Raw genomic sequence first — 19261 nt, 5'->3', positions numbered from 1 at the left:
ACGGACCGGACCGAAGAGACCCGAGGAGCTCTGACCATGGCGACGAACGCCGTGACGCGGAACGCCACCATGCGTGCCGCCGTCTGGACCGCTCCGGGACGCGTCGACGTACGCGACGTCCCGTATCCGCACGTACCGGACGGATGGCTGCTCCTGCGGGTGGAGTACGGCGGCATCTGCGGAACCGACCTCGCCATCATCGCGGGACGGCACCCCCGAGCGACCGCCCCCCTGGTGATCGGTCACGAGATCGTCGGAACCGTCGAACGAACGGGTCCCGACGGACCGCCCGCCGGCACGCGAGCGGTGGTCGAGCCGCTCATCGCCTGCGGCCGTTGCCGGGCCTGCCGCGATCAGGCAGCACACGTATGCCGCGAGCTCGAACTGTTCGGAATCGACGCGGCGGGCGGCCTCGCCGACTACATGGCGGTGCCGGCCGACCGGGTCGTCCCGGTGCGGCCTGGGGTGCCGGTTCGTCGCACCGCATGGGCGGAGCCCCTCGCCGTCGCGGTGCACTCGGTGGCTCAAGCGCGGATGCGGGGAGGCGAGTCGGTGCTCGTCTTCGGCGCGGGCCCGATCGGCATCCTCGTCGCACTGGTCGCCCGCGAGGCCGGTGCCGCCCGCATAGTCATCGCCGAACCGAAGGCGAGCCGCAGAGGAGCAGCCGCCGCCTGCGGCTTCGAAACCGTCCCCGACGGCGTCGACCCGGCGACCTGGTTCCGCTCCACGAACGCATCCGAGGGGGCGGACATCGTCTTCGACACGGCAGGACATCGCGACGTCGCCCGCGTGCTGCCCGCCTCGGCTCGCGAGACCGGCACGATCGTGCTGGTGGCCGTCTACCCGGACCCGGTAGCGCTCGACCTGAGAGCCCTGTGTTTCGGCGAGCAGCGCCTGCTCGGTTCCCGGGTCTACACCCGCGATGACCTCACCGAGGCCGTGGCACTCCTCCCGGACGACCCACTCGGCCTCGACCGCTTGCCAGTAGCGGTCTTCCCTCTGGACGAAGCCGCCGCGGCCTTCCACGCGGCGCGCGCCGACGACGCCCCCATGAAGGTCCTCATCGACATCGCCGGTCCTTCCGCTGTGGCAGAAGTCGCGGACCGATGCCTTGCAGGTGGTGAAGTGGCCGGACCGGCAGCCGGCAAGGGCGCGCCGGAAGTGGATCTCTTCGGCACGCCCCGCGGTCGAACTATCTCTTAGTACGGCTTGCGACGCGTGGTGGGCCGCCGACTCTCCGCGGCGCAAGCCGTACCCTGAGGGGGTTTCAGCGGAAACCCGCTGGTCCTCAAGCTACGGCCGCCCGCTTGCAAGCCACTTTCAATCAGCCGAAGAACACCTCGGCCTCGGCGTAACGCGACACCGGCACGGTCTTGAGCTCGGCCGTCGCCTCGTCGAGGCCGACCCGGACGATGTCGGTGCCGCGCAGCGCGACCATCGTCCCGTACTCACCCTCGTGCACCGCGTCGATCGCCTGCAGCCCGAACCTGGTGGCCAGCACCCGGTCGAACGCGGTGGGGGTGCCGCCGCGCTGGATGTGGCCGAGCACGGTGGTGCGGGCCTCCTTGCCGGTGCGCTTCTCGATCTCCTTGGCCAGCATCTCGCCGATGCCGCCGAGGCGCACGTGCCCGAACGCGTCGAGCTCGCCCGCCTGCAGCTCCATCTGCCCCTCGACCGGGTGCGCGCCCTCGGCCACGACGAGGATCGGCGAGTAGCGGGTGCGGAAGCGCGACTCGACGTACTCGCAGACCCGGTCGATGTCGAACGGCTTCTCCGGGATGAGGATGACGTTGGCGCCACCGGCCATGCCCGCGTGCAGCGCTATCCAGCCGGCGTGCCTGCCCATGACCTCGCAGATCAGCGCCCGGTGATGGGACTCGGCGGTGGTGTGCAGCCGGTCGATGGCCTCCGTGGCGATGTTGACGGCGGTGTCGAAGCCGAAGGTGTAGTCGGTGCCCGACAGGTCGTTGTCGATGGTCTTGGGGACGCCGACCACCCGGACACCGCGCTCGAAGAGCTGCCTGGCCACGCCGAGCGTGTCCTCGCCGCCGATGGCGATCAGCGCGTCCACGCCGCTCGAGGCGAGGTTCTCCTTGATCCGGTCGACGCCACCCTCGATCTTGATCGGGTTGGTGCGCGACGAGCCGAGGATGGTGCCGCCCCTGGGCAGGATGCCGCGTACGGCCTGGATGTCCAGAGGCATCGTCTCGCCTTCGAGCGGGCCTCGCCAGCCGTCACGGAAGCCGACGAACTCGTGGCCGTAAACGCTCACGCCCTTCCGGACGACGGCTCTGATCACAGCGTTGAGACCGGGGCAATCGCCACCTCCGGTGAGCACTCCGATACGCATGACGGGTTCCTCCCGATGGGGTTCACGACCAGAATCGCATTGTGCCCGTACCGTCGGGCACTGGTCTAGACCAAACCAGAGCGTACCGACCGAAACCAGTCCTGGAGGCGATTTCGTGAGCGTGTTGGCCATCGACGCGGGAACGACGGGGGTCACCGCCTTGGTGGTGACCGAGGACGGCCGGATCGAGGCCCGTGGCTACGAAGAGTTCGCCCAGCACTTCCCGGAGCCCGGCTGGGTTGAGCACAATCCCGAGGATATCTGGCAGGCCACCCTGAGCGCCTGCGCGACGGCCCTCGCGGCGGCCTCGGCCACCCCGGCCTGTGTCGGGATCACCAACCAGCGGGAGACGGCGGTGCTGTGGGACCGCCGGACGCTGGCCGCGCCCCGCCGCGCGATCGTCTGGCAGGACCGCCGCACCGCCGCGATCTGCGAGGACCTGCGCGCGCGGGGCCACGAACCGCGCGTGTCGGAGCTGACCGGCCTGCGCCTGGACCCCTACTTCACCGCTTCCAAGCTCGCCTGGATCGCCGCGCACGACCCGCGCGCCTGGCAGGGCGTCACCTCGGGGCAGGTCGCGGTCGGCACCGTCGACTCCTACCTCATCGCCCGCCTCACCGCGGGCGCGCAGCACGTGACCGACCCGTCCAACGCCTCCCGCACCCTGCTGTACGGCCTGAGCTCCGGCACCTGGGAGCCCGAGCTGTGCGAGCTGTTCGGCGTGCCAGAGGCGGCGCTGCCGTCGATCGTGCCCAACTTCGGCCCGCTCGGCAGGACGGATCCGGGCGCGTTCCTCGGGCTCGACCTGCCCATCAGCGGGGTGGCGGGCGACCAGCAGGCGGCGCTGTTCGGGCAGACCTGCTACGGCGTGGGCGAGGTGAAGTGCACCTACGGGACGGGCTCGTTCATCCTGACCAACACCGGCACGGAGATCGTCCGCTCGCGGGCCGGGCTGCTGACCACGGTGGCCTGGCAGGCGCCTTCCGGCGAGCGCACGTACGCGCTGGAGGGGTCGATCTTCGTGACCGGGGCCGCGGTGCAGTGGCTGCGTGACGGGCTCGGCCTGATCGGCACGGCGGCCGAGTCGGAGGCGGTGGCGCGCACCGTGCGCGACAGCGGCGGCGTGGTGTTCGTGCCCGCGCTGACCGGGCTCGGCGCGCCCCACTGGGACCCGCGGGCGCGCGGCCTGATCACCGGGATCACCCGGGGCACGACCAGGGCGCACCTGGTCCGGGCCACGCTGGAGGCGATCGCGTTCGAGGTGCGGGACGTGGTCGAGGTGATGACCGACGGAGCACCGGTGCTCAAGGCCGACGGCGGGGCCAGCGGCAACGACCTGCTGATGCAGCTCCAGGCCGACCAGCTCGGCACGGCCGTGGAACGGCCGGTGATCCAGGAGACCACGGCGCTGGGCGCGGCGTTCCTGGCCGGGCTGGGTGCGGGCGTGTGGGGGTCACGCGACGAACTGCGCAAGACCTGGCAGCTCGACCGCCGCTTCGAGCCGGGCGGCCGCGACGACGAGGCGTACGAGCGGTGGCGCGCGGCCGTCGAACTGGCTTCGACCCATCCGTCGTGACGTACGAGCGGTGGCGCGCGGCCGTCGAACCGGCTTCGTGACGTACGAGCGGTGGCGCGGCCGTCAAGCCGGCTTCGTGACCTACGAGCGGTGGCGCGGCCGTCGAGTCGGCTCGTCATGACGTGCCATCGGCCTCTGGCCAGGTGCTGAGGCCGCCGATAGACTCACCGCCCATGGTAGACGTGGACGAGCAGGGCCGCCCGGAGCCTCCCCTCACGGCTGATGAGACCGGCACCGTTCTCGGGTTCCTGGACTACCAGCGCGCGACCCTGGCGTGGAAGTGCGCGGGACTCGACGCGGCCGGCCTGAGCGTCACCGTCGGGCCCTCGGCGATGTCCCTGGGCGGGCTGCTCAAGCACCTGGCCCACGTCGAGGAATCCTGGTTCTCCCGGTGGCTGCACGGGCGTGACCGGCAGCCGCCGTGGAACGCGGTGGACTGGACGGCCGACCCCGACTGGGCCTGGCACTCGGCCGCGCAGGACACTCCCGAGCAGTTACTGGAGCTCTGGCAGGACACCGTGGCCCGCTCCCGCGCCCTGGTGGCCCAGGCGCTGGCCGAGGGCGGCCTGGACCAGCCCGCCCGGCGCACCTGGCCGGACGGCCGGGCGCCCAGCCTGCGCTGGATCCTGCTGCACATGATCGAGGAGTACGCGCGGCACAACGGCCATGCCGACCTGCTCCGGGAATCGGTGGACGGGAGCACCGGGGAGTGACGCAGCGGGGGACCACAGGCGACGCGCTCGCGCGTGGCGCCCGCCGGCTTCGATCCGCGCGGCTGCGAGCGGTCGGCCGACCATGCTCCCAGCCATGTGGTTGGTATTATTATACCGGCGAGTGTTAGGCTGCTGGTATAACTATACCAACACCCCGTGGCTTGAGGTATTCATGATCGAACTGAAAACGCCTGCGGAGATCCAACGCATGCACGTGGCCGGGCGCTTCGTCGCCGAGGTGCTCTCCGAGGTCGGCCGGCTCGCTGACGTGGGCGTCAACCTCCTGGACCTGGAGCGCCACGTACGCGGCATGATCGAACGGCGTGGGGCGGAGTCGTGCTACTGGGACTATGCGCCGTCCTTCGGCAGCGGCCCGTTCCGCAACGTCATCTGCCTGTCGGTCAACGACGCCGTCCTGCACGGCCTGCCCCACGACTACACGCTGCGCGACGGCGACGTGCTCAGCGCGGACCTCGCGGTCAGCGTCGACGGCTGGGTGGCCGACTCGGCGCGTACGGTCGTCGTCGGCACCGCCGCCGAGGAGGACCTGCGGCTCATCCGTGCCACCGAGGAGGCGTTGGAGGCGGCGATCGAGGTGGCGCGTCCGGGCAATCGCGTGGGTGACCTCTCGGCGGCCATCGGGGCGGTGGCCCACGACTACGGCTATCCGGTCAACACCGAGTTCGGTGGCCACGGCATCGGCCGCACCATGCACGAGGGGCCCCACGTGTCGAACAAGGGCCGGGCGGGGCGCGGCCTCACGCTCCGGCCGGGCCTGGCCCTCGCGCTCGAACCCTGGTTCGCCCGTACGACCGACCGGATCGTCTACGACGCCGACGGCTGGACCATCCGGTCGGCCGACGGCTCACGCACCGCCCACTCCGAGCACACGGTCGCCATCACCGAGGACGCCGCCTTGGTCCTCACCCGGCGCGAAGCGGAGACCCCCGCAACGAGGGGTGATTCCGCCAGTCACCCGTCAACCGTAGGTTGACGATTGGGCATCGTCAACCTACGGTTGACGCATGGAGAGAAACGTTCGTCTCGACGACCTGATCCAGGCGGTCAGAAGCCGCCACCCCGACAGCGATCCCCTGGGTGAGCTGTCCGACGCCGTCACGCTCGGCGAGCACCTCGGCGAAGTGGCGGACCACCTGATCGGCCACTTCGTCGATCGCGCCCGGCACGCCGGAGCCTCCTGGACCGACATCGGCCGCAGCATGGGCGTCACCAAGCAGGCGGCGCAGAAGAGGTTCGTGCCCAAGGAGGGCGGCTCCGGCTCACTGGCCGACGACCTGCGCAACTTCGCCCGTTACACCGACCGGGCCCGCAGCGTCATCGTGCGGGCGCAGGAGGAGGCCCGTGGGGCCGGCCACGACCACATCGACGTCGGCCACCTTATCCTCGGCCTGCTGCACGAGCCCGAGGCGATCGCCGCCAGGGCCATGGCGGCGCTCGGCGTCACGCTCGGCGCGGTCAGGAAGGCGGTGGAGCCCACGCTCGGCCCCGCCGCCGAGCCGCCGGCCGGCCCACCGGCGTTCAGCGCGCGGGGCAGGAAGGTGCTGGAGCTGACGGTCCGCGAGGCGCTGCGGCTCGGCCACAACTACGTGGGCACCGAGCACCTGCTGCTCGCCGCCCTCACGATGGAGGACGATCCGGCGGTCACGGCCCTCGCCGGGCTCGGCGTGACCAAGGGGCCGGCCGAGCGGGAGATCGGGCGGATGCTCGACGCCATCACGCGGGCGGAGGGAAGCCCCTCATGATCCCCGGCGCGGGACACCGGCCGGCCCGGCCGGTCCCTTGGCGAACCTGGTCAGCAGGTTGAGTGTGGCGCGGCGGGTGAAGGCGGCGGCCGCCCGCGTCACACCGTGGCCGCACGCCTCACCCTTCATGCCGCACACCCAGCGCATCGTGCCGGAGGCGAACACTCTGGCGCCGCTGGGGGCGACGTAGTAGGTGCTGTGGCTCACGGTCGCCCGGCCGCCGCAGTCGACCGGCGACTCGGCCAGCACCTGGATGTTGTCCGGCGAGCCGGACGAAACCTTGTCGGTCTCTACGCCGACCAGCCCGGGAAAGCTCGTGCCCCGGGTTCCCTCGAAGATCCAGTGGCCCGGCTTGCTCACCCGGTAGGTCGCCTCGGCCGGGAAGCAGTCGTACATCTGCCCGACCAGCCCGCTCTCCGGCTTCGACTGCCGCCAGAGCGGGCACTGGGCCTCCTTGTCGCACATGATCATCCTGCCGTGCAGCCCGATCCGCCAGTAGATGGCGTTGGCCCCGAGGAAGGCCAGGTTCACGCCACCGTCGCGGGCCCGGGTGATGGCCTCCCGCATCGCCGGCGACCAGTACTCGTCGTGCCCCAGCGACACCACGGCCCGGGCGCCACGCAGCGCGCCGGGCCGCAGGTCGAGGCTCGTCAGATAGGCCAGCGGCACCCCACTCTGCTCGGCCGTCCGGATGGCGTTCCGCTCGAAGTCGAGGAAGAGCCGGGCGCCCGAGCCGTCGTAGGGACGGTCGAAGGTGACCTTGCGGGACCGGTCGTCGTATCCCCCGGGCCCGCTGTACAGGCTGCGGCCGCCCCACAGGTTGTACGCCTGCCAGGTGGTGACCGCATTGAGGATCACCACCCGGCCCTCAGCCGAGGCCGAACGCACGGTGATCGGGACGTAGCGCTGGCCGCCCGTGGAGGCGTCCAGCCGCACCAGGTAGGCACCCTCGGCCCAGCCGGTGGTGTCGACGGTGAGCGAGGGCTTCCAGTGGGCGGCGGTCACCATGCCCTCGACGATCCGCGGCGACGGCTGCCGTATCCCGCCGGTCCGCGGGGAGCGCCAGACCCTCACCGGCAGGGCGCCCATCCGGAACGCCGACGCGGTGAAACGCGGCGCGGTGGTGGAGACGAGCAGCCGGAACCGCTCCCCCGGCAGCACGCTGACGCGGTCGGCGTAGCCCTCGATCTCGTGCTCGCCACCGCGTTCGGTGATGCGCCACGGCGTGGGCTCGGCGGGCGGCGCCTGCACGGGCGCGGCGCGTCCGGAAGCGGGGACGGACGCCGGGGCCGACCCAGGGACGACAGGCACGGAGGAGGCGCCGCAACCGGCGGCCAGCAGGACAAGGGCGGCGAGGACGTAGCGCACGAGCACCCATGCTCACGCCCATCCCCGCTGGGCGCCCGCCCGTCGCGAAGTCCTTACCCGTTCCGGGTCGAACCCCGGCTCAGGGATGCGGCACGCAGGACGGGCTCTTTACCTCGTACGCCTGCCCGGTCGGCTCGTGGATACCGTCCTGCGGCGCGACCGCCGTGACGGTGTCGGACCCACCCCCTATCCGGGCAGCACGCAGGAGGGGCTCTCCACCTCGAGGACCTCTCCCGTCGGCTCCGGGACGCCGTCTTTCAGCGTGAACACCGCGACCCCACCGGAGTTCTGGTTGGCGACGTACAGGTGCTCGCCGTGCACGGCGAAGTGCCGGGGCCACGCGCCGCCCGACGGCACCTCCGCCACCGGGCTCAGGTCGTCGGCCGACAGCACGGAGATCGTGTCGGGGCCGCGGTTGGCCACGTACACCAGGTCACCGACGACCTCCAGGTGGGACGGCGCGTTGGCGGCCCCGCTCGCGGAGGCCGGCACACGGGTGGTCCGCGTCCCGTCCAGGAGCGTGACGCTGCCGTCGAGCTCGCCGGCCACGTAGAGCCGGGAGCCGGCGAAGGCGAAGTGGCGCGGGCCGGTGCCGGGCGGCAGCGCGATGGGCGCCGGCTCGGCGCCGTCGAGCGTGTAGCGGCGGATCTCGTCGGTGCCCAGGTCGGAGACGTGCAGCAGGTCGTCGTGGAAGACGCACTGGTGAGCGTGCGGGCCTTCCTGACGGTCCGCGACCGGCCCGGAGCCCTGGTGGCGGAGCACGATCGGCTCACCCTCGAACAACCCACGTGCGTCGAGCCGGTGCAGGCTGGCGACGCCGTCACCGTAGTTGGCGACGGCGAGCAGCGTGCCGGACGGGTGCACCGCGACGTGGCAAGGGCTGTCACCCCCGGTGGCGCGCTCGTCCCACGGCGAGAGCCCGCCCTCGGCGCCGAACGCGGTGATCCAGCCCTGGGAGAGCTCCCCCACCGCGTAGACGATGGGCAGCGAGGGGTGTCGGGCCAGGAACGACGGCGAGGCGAGCCTCGTCAGCCCCTCGCCGATCGTCACAATGCCGGGGCCGTAGCCGCCTATGTAGAGGTGCCTCTTCACAAGGGGCATCTTCTCATGCTTGACTGAGGCAATGAATTTGTTGACTGAGGCAAGGATCTCTGAGGTCCGCGCCTTCAACCGCTTCTACACGAAGGTCATCGGCGTCCTGCAGTCCGGCATGCACGACTCCCCCTACTCCCTCACCGAGGGCAGGGTGCTGTACGAGGTCGCGCACGCCGACCGGCTGGAGACCGGCGAGCTGCGCGGGCTGCTCGACCTGGACGCGGGCTACCTGAGCAGGATCCTGGCGCGGCTCGACGGCGACGGGCTGATCATCAAGGAGCGCTCGGCCACCGACGCGCGCAAGCAGCTCGTACGGCTCAGCGCGGCCGGCGCCGAGGCGTTCGCCACCCTCGACAGGCGCTCCAGCGAGGAGGTCCAGCGGCTGCTCGACAGGCTGCCGGAGGACGGTCAGGAGCGGCTGGTCACCGGCATGCGAACGATCAGAAGCCTGCTCGACGCGCCCGCCGAACGCCCGCAAACCCTCATCAGGCCACCCCGGGCCGGCGACCTGAGCTGGGTCGTCCAGCGGCACGGCGCGCTCTACGCCGAGGAGTACGGCTGGGGGATGGATTTCGAGCGCACCGTCGCGCGCATCGTCGCCGACTTCGACCAGGCACACGACGCGTGCTGGATCGCCGAGGCCGGCACGGCGCGCGCGGGCTCCGTGTTCTGCGTACGCCGCGACGACACCACCGCGCAGCTGCGGCTGCTGCTGGTCGAGCCGTCCGCCCGCGGGCTCGGCCTGGGCGGCCGGCTGGTCGAGGAGTGCCTGCGGCACGCCAAGGCGGAGGGTTACAAGCGGATCGTGCTGTGGACCCGCGACAGCCTGGTGAGCGCGCGGCGCATCTACCAGGCGACCGGGTTCGAGCTCGACTCGCAGGAGCAGGGTGTGGAGAACGGAGTCGAGGTCAACGAGCAGATGTGGTCACGCGACCTCTAGGCCACCAGTTCAGCGGCCCGGCCAGGCGCATCAGGCTCGGCACCAGCACCGCCCGGATCACGGTCGCGTCCACCAGCACCACGACCGCCATGCCGACGCCTAGCATCTGCACGAACGACACCGAGGCCGTGGCGTAGGCCGCGAACGTGAGCGCCAGGATCCCGCCCGCGGCGGTGATCAGCGGGGCGCCGTTCCGGAGCCCGGAGGCGACGGCCTCCTCGGTGTCGCCGGTCCGGTCGTACTCCTCCCTGATCCGCGACAGCAGGAAGACCTCGTAGTCCATCGACAGCCCGTAGGCCACGCAGAGCATGAGGATCGGGATGCTCGGGTCGAGCGTGCCGGTCGGGGTGAAGCCGAGCAGCCCGGACAGATTGCCCTCCTGGAAGACCCAGACGAGCGCGCCGAACATGACGCCCAGGCTGAGAACGTTCAGGATGATCGCCTTGACCGGCAGGATCACACTGCGCGTCATGAGCAGCAGCACCAGGAACGTCACGCCGAGCATCAGCCCGAGCAGCAGCGGCAGCCGATCGACCACCGAGGCACGGTAGTCGGCCAATTCGGCCGGGTAACCGCCGATGAGCACCTCGAAGGGCGGCTGGACGGCGCGCACCGCGTCGACGAACCGGACGGGGTCGCCGGCCAGCGCCCGGGCCGAGGGCACCACCGACAGCCAGGCGCCTTCGCCTCCGGCGAACCTCGACACGTCGCCGTCGCCCACGCGCCGTCCGCCCGCGAAGACCCCCGCGGCGGAGTCCACCTGGGCGACTCCCGGAACCCGTGACAGCTCACTCGCGTAGCCCGTCACGTCCTGGCCGGTGGGGCCGCTGGAGACGATCCGCACGGCGTCGGTCTCCTCGGCGGGGAAGCTCTGCCTGATGATCTCCTGCGTCTGCCGGGGCGGGGCGTCCGGCGGCAGGATCCGGTCGTCGGCGGTGCCCAGGCGCAGGCCCAGGAACGGTGCCGCCAGGACGAGCAGCAGCGTCGTGGCCAGCCCGCCGTACAGGAGCGGCCGCCGCATCACCCGGACGGCCAGCCCGTGCCAGAATTCGGCTCCCCGCACGCTCGCCGCACGCCGCGGCAGCAGCGCGCCGCCGATCGTGGCGAGCACCGCGGGCAGCACGACAACGGCCGCGACCAGGCCGCCGACGACCACGGCGATGCCCGCGAAGGCGAAGGACCGCAGGAAGTCGAACGGCAGCGCGAACAGCACGGCCAGCGACGCGGCGACCGTGATCCCGCTGAAGAGCACCGTCCGCCCGGCGTGCTCCACGGCCCCGGCGACGGCCGCGGCCCGGTCCCGCCCGGCGCGCACCTCCTCACGGAATCGCGAGATCACGAACAGGCAGTAGTCGATGCCGAGTCCCAGGCCCATCGCGAGGGTCAGGTTCAGGGCGAAGGTGGAGACGTCCACGAACAGCAGGGGGATGCGCAGCAGGGCCAGCGCGATGGCCATGGCGAACACGCCGGCCAGGATCGGCACCAGCGCGGCCAGCGCGCGCCGCAGGTAGAGCCAGAGCAGCGCGAAGGCCAGCGGGAAGATCACCAGCTCGGCTCGCACGAAGTCCTGCCTGGCCAGGGGCACGGTGGCCCTGAAGACCTCCTCGCCGCCTCCGGCGCGGACCTGGAGCAGCTCACCGCCCCGGGTGATCGCGGTCACGAGTCCGGGCAGCACCGTCGCCCGCACGTGGTCGGCGTCGCCCGGGATACGCACCAGGATCAGCGCGTGCTCGCCGTCGCCGCTGCGCATGGTGGCGGGTCTGCCCCGGCTCCAGTAGGTCTCGACCTCCGCCACGCCCTCATGCCGTGCGACCCGCTCGACCAGCTCCTGCCCTGCCGCGGCGACCTCGGGGTCGTCGACCGTCCCCCGCCTCGCGGTCACCAGGAAGATCATGTCGGCGCTACCGGTGCCGAACCGCTCGACCAGCTCGGCCTGCGCCCGGTCGGACTCCGATCCGGGGGCCTCGAACCTGGACAGCGACATCCGGGGCACCGTCCCCGCGGCGAGCACTCCCGCCACGACCGCCAGCGCCAAGGCCAGTCCCAGCACCGCCCGCCGCCGTCTCACCAGGATGAACCCCAGCCTGCGCAGCGGCGGCCCGGCCTCCTCGCGCACCGGCGGCCTCTCCGTGATCAGCACGTCCACCCTCGATCCCTCAGCAAAACCCGGTAAACTACTCGTGTTTCATCCCTCGGCCAAGGAATACAAGTAAATGCTCGTATTTGTCAACGTGATGCCCCATGGCTGAGCGCACGGTGCGCCGGCAGGCACGCGGGCTGAAGCGCATGGCGGAGATCCTCGACGCGGCGGAGCTCATGATCGCCGAGGTGGGCTATCCGGAGATGACCACGAACCAGGTCGCCGCCAGGGCGGGCCTGTCACCGGGCTCGCTGTATCAGTTCTTCCGCAACAAGGAGGAGATCCTCGACGCCCTGGTGTCCCGCTACACCGTCGAGCGGCAGGAGTTCTGGGACGCGACACTCACCGCCGTCACCCCCGAGGTGCCGCTGGAGACGCTGGTCGGCCGGGTCGTGGACGAGAGCGTCGCCTTCAAGGGCCGCTCACCCGCCTACTGGTCTCTCCTGTACGGCAGCGCCACCGGCGACAAGCTGGCCACGGCCGCCCAAGTGCTGCACGACGCCATCGCCCAGCAGGTGGCCGCCCTGCTCCGGCGCCGCTCCCCCGGCCTGGCCGAGGACCGCGCCCTGCTGATGGGGACCATGGCCGTGGCGATGGTCAAGGCCGTCATGCCGTTGGTGTCCGCGGCCACCGCCGAGCGCGCCGGCGAACTGGTGGACGAACTCAAGGTCGCACTGACCCGCTACTTGGCCTAGGCGTCACGGGAAAGGCTCGGCCGTCTGGAAGTCGCCGGAGCGGAAGGGGCCCGCCACCTCGAACATGCCGGAGCCCTAAGCGTCGCGGAGGGCTCGGCCACCTCGAACGTGCCGGAGGCTAGGCATCGCGGAAGGGGCCCGTGACCTCGAACGTGTCGCTGCCTGCGCGACCCCGCCTGGCGGAGAAGTAGAGCCGGTCGCCGTCGGGCGTGAACGCCAGCCCCGTCGGCTCGGCGCCCGCCGGCCCGTCGAGCCTGAGGAACGGCGCGACCGTCCGGTCCGGGGTGACCACGTCGATCCGGCCGCCCCGCCGGGCCAGGTAGAGGTCGCCGGACGGTGCGGAGGTGATGGCCACGGTCCCGGCCACGCCGCCGAAGGCGATCCGGTCGAGTGTCGAGGTCCGCGCGTCGTACGCCCACAGCGCGCCGTCGCCACGGGTGGTGAAGAAGCAGACGCCGCCCGCGTAGTGGCAGGCGTCGCCGCCGTCGAAGCGGCGCGCGCCCCGCACCTGGTGGCGCGTCCCCTTCAGCAGGGCGGCCGGCGACGGCACCGGCTCCCAGGCGCCGGAGGCGCACAGCACCTCCAGCGTGCCCTCGGTCAGGTCGCCCCAGTCCTCCGGCCTGAACCGGTAGAAGCAGCCGTCACGCTCACCCTCGGTCAGGTAGACCACCTGCCGTTCCGGATCGCAGGCGGCCGCCTGGTGCTTGAAGCGCCCCATGGTGAGCCGGGGCCGGGCCGCGCGCGTGCCGTAGGGGTCGCACTCGAAGACGCGCCCGCGAGGGCCGAGCTCACAGGAGAGCCAGGAGTGCCAGGGCGTCGCCCCGCCCGACCGGTTGAGCTCGGTGCCGGACAGGATGCGGTAGGCGTCACCGATCGAGCCGCCGGACCGGAAGCGCAGCGCCGAGGCGCCACCGACCAGCGACAGGCCGGAGTTGGACACGTAGATCCAGCCCGCGCCGTCAGGGAAGCAGGCACCGCCGTCCGGCTCGGCGTGCCAGGTCAGCCCGGCCACCTTGTACCCGGACCGGGCCACCACCCTGCCGCCGAAACCGGCGGGAAGCGCCAGGCCGCCCACAGGGCCGGGCTGCCCGATCGGGCCGTACGGGCTCTCGCCGCCCTGCCAGAGCGGGCCCGCGCGCAGAAGAGTCTTGCGGGACATCGTCAGGCCTCCCTCTAGATGCCACGCTAGTCGACCGCACGGACATGAATGGCAGGGGTTACCGGGATCGAACACCGTGGAAACTCACCCGCCGTACATCCCCTGTCGCAGCACGACGAACCAGCGCCCACCTCACGCCTGCGGATGCATGGGGCTGAGGCAGGCTCTTCCCGCATAACCCGTGAGAGGTGAGCCGGGCATGCGGGAGCCCGGAGCCGGGGACTCCGGGCTCGGCGGGTGCGCTCAGCGCTGTGCCTGGAACATCCAGCGTTGCTTCTCGATGTCCTGGGTCACGGCGATCAGGATGTCCTGCGTGACCTGGTCGGACTCTTCGGTGGCGTCGATGCGCTCGCGCATCCGCCTGCTGATCCCGTCGAGGAGATCGGTGAAGGTCGCCACCACCTTGCCGTCCTCGATCCAGCCGAGTTCGGGCTGCGGGAGCTTGGTGGACTTGGCGATGGTGGCGGCACGGCCGTCCGGGTTGGCGCCCAGCGCCACAATCCGCTCCGCGACGGTGTCGGCGTGTTCGCGGGCGAGGTCGGTGACCTCGTCCAGTTGCAGGTGGATCGGCCGGAAGTGGGAGCCGATGACGTTCCAGTGGGACTGCTTGGCGACCAGGGAGAGGTCGATCAGGTCCATGAGGGCACCTTGCAGCGCCTGGACGGTGGTGGTCTTGTCGTCACCCGTGAGCGGGCCGGAAATCGTAGCCATGCCGTACCCCTCCCCGCTGATCCGGCCTTCATTCCCCTGGTCAGCACCATCCTTGACAGTGCAATAGTGACAGTGTCACTGTGGAGGTATGAGCGACACCTGGACCATCGGCGAGCTGGCGGAGCACGCGGCCGACGCGCTGCGCGCGCACGGGCAGTCGCTCAACGGCCGGGTCCGCGAGGTGCCGGGCGAGCGCCTGATCAGGTGGTACACCACGATCGGGCTCGTCGACCCGCCGCTGTCGCGACGCGGCAGGATCGCCCGGTACAGCAGGCGTCACCTGCTCCAACTCGTGGCCGTCAAACGGCTGCAGGCCGGCGGGATGTCCATCGCCGACATCCAGGCGACCCTGGCGGGGGCGACGGACACGATGCTGGAAGAGGCCGCCGGCTCCGTGCCGGCGCGACCGACGGCACAGCCCGCGGCCGCGCCGCGGAGCGGCCAGAAGACCAGGTTCTGGACCAGGACTTCCGGGACCACCGCCCGGAAGAACCCGACGCCCGTGGCCGAGGACGGCCCGGCACGGCACAGCGGCGCGCCCGACGGTGTGGGGGCGCCGGTGCGCGGGATCCGGCTGGGCGGGGGTGTGACGCTGCTGCTCGACGGCGCCGGTCGCACCCCGACGAAGGACGACGTACAAGCCTTGCTCGCGGCGGCCGGACCGCTGCTCGCGGTGCTCGATGAGAGGAAACTGACATGAGGATCACGTCGCTCGAGCCCGCCCGATGCGCACCGCTGCCCGACGCCGGGTTCGGCGCGCTGCGGACCGAGCGCGGCAATCTGCCGCTGGACAGCGTCGACGTGGCCGCCCGCATCTCCGGGCTCGACGCCGGGGTCGAGGTGACGCAGGGGTTCCGCAACCCGTTCGACGTCACGCTGGAGGCCACCTATGTCTTCCCGCTGCCTGACCGGGCGGCGGTGACGGCGTTCACCATGGAGGCGGACGACCGGGTGATCGAGGGCGTGCTCAAGGAGCGCGGCCAGGCCAGGGCCGACTACGACCGGGCGCTGGGTGAGGGCAGGCGGGCGGCGATCGCCGAGGAGGACCGCCCCGACGTGTTCACCATCAGGGTGGGCAACATCCTGCCCGGCGAGCGGGTCACGATCAGGCTGACGATGAGCCAGCCGCTGCCGTACGAGGACGGGGCGGCCACCTTCCGCTTCCCGCTGGTCGTCGCGCCGCGCTACATCCCCGGCGACCCGATCGACGGCCCGCCCGCCGGTGACGGCACCGCGCCCGACACCGACGCGGTGCCCGACGCCTCCCGGATCACTCCCCCGGTGCTGCTGCCGGGATTCCCCGCCCCGGTCCGGCTCAGCCTCACCGCCACGGTGGACGCGGGCGGGCTGGAGCTGCGGGAGCTGGCCTCCAGCCTGCACGTGGTGGAGGAGGAGGCCGGCACCGTACGACTGCGCCCGGGCGAGCGGCTGGACCGCGACTTCATCCTGCGGGCGACGTTCGAGGCGTCCACGTCGTTGCAGCTGGACGGCGCGGGCACGTTCGCGCTGACCGTCGTGCCGCCGGCGCTGGAGGCGGCCCGCCGGCCGCGCGACCTGGTGCTGCTGCTGGACCGGTCGGGCAGCATGGGCGGCTGGAAGATGGTCGCCGCGCGCCGGGCGGCCGCCCGCATCGTGGACACGCTCACCCCGCAGGACCGTTTCGCGGTGCTGACCTTCGACTCGGTGGTGGAGTCCGCCTTCGAAGGGCTCGCCGAGGGGTCCGACCGGGCGCGCTACCGCGCGGTCGAGCACCTGGCGCGGGTGGACGCCCGGGGCGGCACCGAGCTGCTGGAGCCGCTGCGCCAAGCCATCGCCCTGCTGGACGGCCCGCAGGACAGGGAGCGGGTCGTGGTGCTGGTCACCGACGGCCAGGTGGGCGACGAGGACCAGATCCTGGAGCAGGCCGGCGGGGCGCTGTCGGCCATGCGGGTGCACGCGGTCGGCATCGACCGGGCGGTGAACGCCGCCTTCCTCGGCCGGCTGGCCGGGCTCGGCGCGGGCCGCTGCGAGCTGGTGGAGTCGGAGGACCGGCTGGACGCCGCCATGGAGCAGATCCACCGGCGGATCGGCGCGCCGCTGGTGACCGACCTGTCGCTGAAGGACCTCGACATCGAGCCGGGTACGGTCACCCACCTGGGCTCCATCTTCCCCGGCGTGCCGCTGCGGGTGCACGGCCGCTACCGGGGCGGCTCGTCGGTGACCGTGCGCGGGCTGGCGGCGGGAGCGCCGTGGGAGCAGGGCGTGGCCGGCACCGTCGTGGACAACCCGGCCATCCGCGCCGTCTGGGCCCGCGCTCACCTGCGTGAGCTGGAGGACCGGTACGCCATGGGCGAGCACCAGCTGGAGCCGGAGATCGTCCGCGTCTCGCTGGAGTACGGCGTGCTGTGCCGGTTCACCGCTTACGTGGCGGTCGACACCCGGCAGGTCGCCGAGGGCGGCCCGGAGCACCGGGTCATCCAGCCGGTGGAGCCGCCGAGCGGCTGGGAGCAGCCGGCGAGCGCGCCTCTGTCCTTCGGTTTCGCCGCGATGGCCGCGTCGCCTCCCCGGGGCCCCATGGCGGTGCCCGATCCTGGCATCTCCGCCGCCCTCGGCGCGCCGGCTCCGCCGCCCGCCGGGATGCCGGGCGGCCACCCGCGCGCGCCGATGTTCGCCCGGTCCGCGCCGCCTCGCCCGGCGACGCACGGCCTGGACACGGTACGGGCGCAGCTCGTCGCGGAGCTGGACCGGCTCAAGGCGCTGGGTGCCCCGGACGTGCTCTACCTGGCCGACCTCGGCTCCCGGCTGGCGGCGCTGGCGACCTTCCTCGGCGGCCATGCCGAGCTCGCCGCCCTGGCCCGCGAGCTCGAGGCGGCCGAGCGACCGGGCGCCGACCCCGAGGCGCTGCGGCTGCGCGCCGTCCAGGTCCTCACCTCCCTGACCGGAGGCGCACCGGCGGCCGAACCTGACGCCCCCCGCCGCCCCTTCTGGAAACGCCCCTGACGCACCGCGCCTCTTCTGGACACGCGTCTGACCTGCCCGGCCTGACGCATCCCGGCGCCCCTTCTGGAGAACGCCCTGACCTGCCCGGTCCGACACGCCCAGCCGTTCGTTCGAAACGCCCCCGGCCCCGGCCGGGGGCGTCGCCGAAACGTCCCCGTCCCCGGCCTGGTGGGTGTCGCTCACAGGTGGCCGGACCCGTGAGCCGCCAGGTCAAGCGGGGCCTAGATCGGCCGGCTCATGGGGCCGGGCAGCGGTGCCGGGACCATACTCTGGATGGGTGAGCACACTCGTCCTCGACGGTGGCCTGTCCACCCAACTCGAAGCACTCGGCGCCGATCTCGGCGACGAGCTCTGGTCGGCTCGGCTGCTCCTGGAGGATCCAGCGCTCATCCGGAGCGCGCACGCGGCCTACTTCGCCGCCGGGGCGGACGTGGCCACGACCGCGAGCTATCAGGCCTCCTTCCCGGGCTTCGCCCGCAAGGGGCTGGACGTGGCGCGGGCGGAGCGGCTGATGAGGCTGTCGGTGGAGCTGGCGGCGCAGGCCCGCGACGAGGCGGGCAGCGGTCTGGTGGCGGCCTCGATCGGCCCTTATGGCGCCTGTCTGGCCAACGGCGCCGAATACACCGGCGACTACGACCTCGACGAGGACGGCCTGGTCGCCTGGCACCGGCCGCGCTGGGAGATCCTCGCCTCGTCAGAGGCCGACCTGCTGGCCTGCGAGACCATCCCCTCCTACCCCGAGGCGAGGGCTCTGGTCAGGCTGCTGGCCGAGACGCCTTCGGTCAAGGTATGGGTGAGCTTCTCCTGCCGTGACGCCGCCCACCTCAGCGACGGCACCCCGATCACCGAGGCGGCCGCGCTGTTCACCGGTGACTCGCAGGTGGTGGCGGTGGGCGCCAACTGCACGGCGCCGCGTCACATCCCCGGTCTGATCGCCTCGCTCACCGGGATGCTGCCCGTGGTGGTCTACCCCAATTCGGGCGAGACCTGGGATGCCGGGCGGCGGCGGTGGCGGGGCGCGGCCGACCCGGTGGAGTACGGTCAGGCGGCCAAGGAGTGGCAGGCGGCGGGCGCCTCACTGATCGGCGGCTGTTGTCGTACCACTCCTAAGCACATCAGGCAGATCCGCGCGCACCTGTCCTGATCGCCGGACGAGGGGCGCGGGCGGCTCCGAAGCCGCGGCGTGGCCCGCCCGGGACAGGCGGGCCACGCCCGAGGGGTCGCCGGCCAGGCGGGCCAGGGCCGAGGGGCGCCGGCCAGGCGGGCCAGGGACTGAGGACGCCGGTCAGGCGGACAGGGACGCCGCGCCACGGCGGCGGCCGAGCACCGCGTCCAGGGCCAGGGCGCCACCGCCGGTGAAGCCGATGGCCAGGCTGGCCGCGGCGAGCGCCAGGACGAACTCGTAGCCACCCTCGGCCACGGAGAACCCGGCGGGCAGGTGCGCGAACAGGATCGCGCCCACCATGTCGAGCGCCAGCAGCGTGCCGGCGATCGGCAGCGCGACGCCGAGGATGAGCGCGATCCCGCCGGCCACTTCGAGCACCGCGACCAGCGGGGCGGCCAGGCCGGGGAGCGGGATCCCGATCGATTCGAAGAACTTGGTGGTGCCGGCGATGCCCATGGTGGCGAACTTCTGGTAGCCGTGCACCAGGAAGATCACCCCGATGGCCACTCGCGCCAGCAGCAGCGAGACATTACGTGCCTGGTCATACATTTTGACTCCTCATTGTTTGTTCAGATTTGAACCAGTAGGTTAGCCTGGGGGACAAAAC

General features: G+C 72.1%; 17 protein-coding genes. 10 read left to right on the top strand and 7 right to left on the bottom strand.

All coding sequences use genetic code 11. The features are described from left to right. Positions 1-36: 36 nt before the first annotated feature. A complete protein-coding gene (locus OHA68_RS29965; RefSeq protein WP_327103259.1) occupies positions 37-1203 on the top strand; it encodes a zinc-dependent alcohol dehydrogenase in 1167 nt (388 codons plus the stop codon). A gap of 121 nt (positions 1204-1324) precedes the next feature. Here the strand turns inward: OHA68_RS29965 and OHA68_RS29960 are convergent, their stop codons facing one another. Beyond that, complete coding sequence (locus tag OHA68_RS29960; protein ID WP_327103258.1) at positions 1325-2350, bottom strand: 6-phosphofructokinase; 1026 nt, start codon at positions 2348-2350, stop codon at positions 1325-1327. A gap of 115 nt (positions 2351-2465) precedes the next feature. Here OHA68_RS29960 and glpK point away from each other — a divergent pair, with 115 nt between their 5' ends. The 4 genes from glpK (at position 2466) to OHA68_RS29940 (ending at position 6402) form a co-directional block, all read left to right on the top strand. Then, a complete protein-coding gene (gene glpK, locus OHA68_RS29955; protein WP_327103257.1) occupies positions 2466-3926 on the top strand; it encodes a glycerol kinase GlpK in 1461 nt (486 codons plus the stop codon). A 173-nt stretch (positions 3927-4099) separates the two neighbouring features. Further along, positions 4100-4639 (top strand): DinB family protein, encoded by a 540-nt coding sequence (locus tag OHA68_RS29950; RefSeq protein ID WP_327103256.1) that lies wholly within the window; start codon positions 4100-4102, stop codon positions 4637-4639. A 172-nt stretch (positions 4640-4811) separates the two neighbouring features. After that, positions 4812-5633 carry a type I methionyl aminopeptidase gene (gene map, locus OHA68_RS29945; protein WP_327103255.1) on the top strand — a complete coding sequence of 274 codons (822 nt, stop codon included), beginning with the start codon at positions 4812-4814 and terminating at the stop codon, positions 5631-5633. Positions 5634-5664: 31 nt separating this feature from the next. Further along, positions 5665-6402 carry a Clp protease N-terminal domain-containing protein gene (locus OHA68_RS29940; protein ID WP_327103254.1) on the top strand — a complete coding sequence of 246 codons (738 nt, stop codon included), beginning with the start codon at positions 5665-5667 and terminating at the stop codon, positions 6400-6402. On the opposite strand, the gene OHA68_RS29935 is transcribed toward OHA68_RS29940, so the two are convergent. Both OHA68_RS29935 and OHA68_RS29930 read right to left on the bottom strand, forming a co-directional pair. Next, positions 6397-7770 (bottom strand): N,N-dimethylformamidase beta subunit family domain-containing protein, encoded by a 1374-nt coding sequence (locus OHA68_RS29935; protein ID WP_327103253.1) that lies wholly within the window; start codon positions 7768-7770, stop codon positions 6397-6399. The two genes, OHA68_RS29940 and OHA68_RS29935, sit on opposite strands and share 6 nt — an antisense overlap. Before the next feature lie 186 nt (positions 7771-7956). Continuing rightward, a complete protein-coding gene (locus tag OHA68_RS29930; protein WP_327103252.1) occupies positions 7957-8871 on the bottom strand; it encodes a lactonase family protein in 915 nt (304 codons plus the stop codon). Positions 8872-8893: 22 nt separating this feature from the next. Between OHA68_RS29930 and OHA68_RS29925 the strand changes: the two genes are divergently transcribed. Beyond that, positions 8894-9805 carry a bifunctional helix-turn-helix transcriptional regulator/GNAT family N-acetyltransferase gene (locus tag OHA68_RS29925; protein WP_327103251.1) on the top strand — a complete coding sequence of 304 codons (912 nt, stop codon included), beginning with the start codon at positions 8894-8896 and terminating at the stop codon, positions 9803-9805. On the opposite strand, the gene OHA68_RS29920 is transcribed toward OHA68_RS29925, so the two are convergent. Next, a complete protein-coding gene (locus tag OHA68_RS29920; protein WP_327103250.1) occupies positions 9774-11951 on the bottom strand; it encodes an MMPL family transporter in 2178 nt (725 codons plus the stop codon). The two genes, OHA68_RS29925 and OHA68_RS29920, sit on opposite strands and share 32 nt — an antisense overlap. 95 nt (positions 11952-12046) lie before the next feature. Here OHA68_RS29920 and OHA68_RS29915 point away from each other — a divergent pair, with 95 nt between their 5' ends. Then, positions 12047-12640, top strand: a complete 594-nt coding sequence (locus OHA68_RS29915; RefSeq protein WP_327103249.1) for a TetR/AcrR family transcriptional regulator — start codon at positions 12047-12049, stop codon at positions 12638-12640. Between the two features lie 118 nt (positions 12641-12758). On the opposite strand, the gene OHA68_RS29910 is transcribed toward OHA68_RS29915, so the two are convergent. Next, positions 12759-13799 (bottom strand): alkaline phosphatase PhoX, encoded by a 1041-nt coding sequence (locus OHA68_RS29910; RefSeq protein WP_327103248.1) that lies wholly within the window; start codon positions 13797-13799, stop codon positions 12759-12761. Positions 13800-14042: 243 nt separating this feature from the next. Further along, positions 14043-14510, bottom strand: a complete 468-nt coding sequence (locus tag OHA68_RS29905; RefSeq protein WP_327103247.1) for a Dps family protein — start codon at positions 14508-14510, stop codon at positions 14043-14045. An 88-nt stretch (positions 14511-14598) separates the two neighbouring features. On the opposite strand from OHA68_RS29905, the gene OHA68_RS29900 reads away from it, so the two are divergent. From OHA68_RS29900 to mmuM, 3 genes are all read left to right on the top strand, one after another. Next, complete coding sequence (locus tag OHA68_RS29900; RefSeq protein ID WP_327103246.1) at positions 14599-15210, top strand: helix-turn-helix domain-containing protein; 612 nt, start codon at positions 14599-14601, stop codon at positions 15208-15210. Then, the gene (locus OHA68_RS29895) at positions 15207-17489 is read left to right on the top strand and encodes a VIT domain-containing protein (RefSeq protein ID WP_327103245.1); all 2283 of its coding nucleotides are present in this window, start codon (positions 15207-15209) and stop codon (positions 17487-17489) included. The genes OHA68_RS29900 and OHA68_RS29895 overlap by 4 nt, the downstream gene beginning before the upstream one ends. Before the next feature lie 277 nt (positions 17490-17766). Next, the gene (gene mmuM / locus OHA68_RS29890) at positions 17767-18633 is read left to right on the top strand and encodes a homocysteine S-methyltransferase (RefSeq protein ID WP_327103244.1); all 867 of its coding nucleotides are present in this window, start codon (positions 17767-17769) and stop codon (positions 18631-18633) included. A 141-nt stretch (positions 18634-18774) separates the two neighbouring features. Here the strand turns inward: mmuM and OHA68_RS29885 are convergent, their stop codons facing one another. Beyond that, positions 18775-19203, bottom strand: a complete 429-nt coding sequence (locus OHA68_RS29885) for a DoxX family protein (protein ID WP_327103243.1) — start codon at positions 19201-19203, stop codon at positions 18775-18777. Positions 19204-19261 lie beyond the last annotated feature (58 nt).

Source organism: Nonomuraea glycinis, from assembly GCF_035920485.1.
Lineage (GTDB): Bacteria > Actinomycetota > Actinomycetes > Streptosporangiales > Streptosporangiaceae > Nonomuraea > Nonomuraea glycinis.
This window is presented reverse-complemented; position numbering and strand designations above follow the sequence as displayed.

Bases quoted from the DNA above. Each gene is read 5' to 3' on its own strand.
- OHA68_RS29965 (WP_327103259.1), top strand. From the start codon at position 37: ATGGCGACGAACGCCGTGACGCGGAACGCCACCATGCGTGCCGCCGTC.
- OHA68_RS29960 (WP_327103258.1), bottom strand. From the start codon at position 2,350: ATGCGTATCGGAGTGCTCACCGGAGGTGGCGATTGCCCCGGTCTCAAC.
- OHA68_RS29950 (WP_327103256.1), top strand. From the start codon at position 4,100: ATGGTAGACGTGGACGAGCAGGGCCGCCCGGAGCCTCCCCTCACGGCT.
- map (WP_327103255.1), top strand. From the start codon at position 4,812: ATGATCGAACTGAAAACGCCTGCGGAGATCCAACGCATGCACGTGGCC.
- OHA68_RS29940 (WP_327103254.1), top strand. From the start codon at position 5,665: ATGGAGAGAAACGTTCGTCTCGACGACCTGATCCAGGCGGTCAGAAGC.
- OHA68_RS29930 (WP_327103252.1), bottom strand. From the start codon at position 8,871: ATGCCCCTTGTGAAGAGGCACCTCTACATAGGCGGCTACGGCCCCGGC.
- OHA68_RS29925 (WP_327103251.1), top strand. From the start codon at position 8,894: ATGAATTTGTTGACTGAGGCAAGGATCTCTGAGGTCCGCGCCTTCAAC.
- OHA68_RS29915 (WP_327103249.1), top strand. From the start codon at position 12,047: ATGGCTGAGCGCACGGTGCGCCGGCAGGCACGCGGGCTGAAGCGCATG.
- OHA68_RS29910 (WP_327103248.1), bottom strand. From the start codon at position 13,799: ATGTCCCGCAAGACTCTTCTGCGCGCGGGCCCGCTCTGGCAGGGCGGC.
- OHA68_RS29905 (WP_327103247.1), bottom strand. From the start codon at position 14,510: ATGGCTACGATTTCCGGCCCGCTCACGGGTGACGACAAGACCACCACC.
- OHA68_RS29900 (WP_327103246.1), top strand. From the start codon at position 14,599: ATGAGCGACACCTGGACCATCGGCGAGCTGGCGGAGCACGCGGCCGAC.
- OHA68_RS29895 (WP_327103245.1), top strand. From the start codon at position 15,207: ATGAGGATCACGTCGCTCGAGCCCGCCCGATGCGCACCGCTGCCCGAC.
- OHA68_RS29885 (WP_327103243.1), bottom strand. From the start codon at position 19,203: ATGTATGACCAGGCACGTAATGTCTCGCTGCTGCTGGCGCGAGTGGCC.